Annotated in this window: 1 protein-coding gene; it reads left to right on the forward strand. The window is 36.0% G+C overall.

Going from position 1 to position 916, the window contains the following annotated elements; genetic code table 11:
* On the forward strand, positions 1-626 hold a 626-nt coding region (locus tag ACFIO5_RS10860), incomplete at its 5' end, for a DUF3987 domain-containing protein (protein WP_375705406.1).
* Positions 627-916: the final 290 nt, after the last annotated feature.

Raw genomic sequence — 916 nt, forward strand, 5'->3', positions numbered from 1 at the left:
AAGATTGGAAATGGGTTGATAGACCGCCCAATCAAGAGGCATGGGAAACTTATGAAGGGGCATTTCGTTCTCTTTATAATAACCCCCTTGGTTCACCAGAACACCCTCTTGTGATGCGCTTTTCTGCTGAAGCTCAAGAGATCTTTCGTGAATGGATGCAAAAGATTTTTAAAGAAGCCAAAGAGAATAACCTTTCTGAAAGCTTACAAGCGCATCTTTTGAAAATGCCTAAGACCATAGTAAGTCTTGCATTAATTTTTGAATTAACCGAAGGGGGGCGTTTGGAAATCAATAGAGATACCCTTGAAAGAGCCTTGCGATGGGAAAAATATTTGTTAAGTCATGTCAAAAGGCTCTATGCGGCGGCGAATAGCTTAGCAACAGAGGGGGCAAAATTAATTGTCGAGCGTTGTGATTGTTTACCCGATGTTTTTACAACAAGGGATATTTATAAACGTGATTGGAAATGTTTCAAAGATAATGGAGCTGTTAAGCAAGCTTTAGAGCTTTTATGCCGTTGTAACTATATACGTGAAATCTCTGGAGACAAGAGCTCACAAGGCGGTCGCCCTACCATACGCTATGAATGGAATCCCTTAGTGACAAGCCATAAAACATCACACTGAGGCAATTTGGAAATCTTATAGAACATTAACAATATAACAGTGAACTCTTCAAAGCACTCCTCATTATGAGTTTTGGGGGGGCTTTTTATACGTATTATTTTATTTTTTTAATTAGAAATAAAAGTTATTATATTTCAATGCGTTAATGTTTTAAAGAAACAACCTATATTAAATACAATTCGTAAATACAATCTATAATATATATAAAAAGGGGTTTTGGGGGTTTTAAAAACAGACAAAACCTATCAAAATACTCATTCTGATATATTAAAGCCCATAGTACATTTATC

The organism is Bartonella sp. AA86SXKL, from assembly GCF_042196885.1.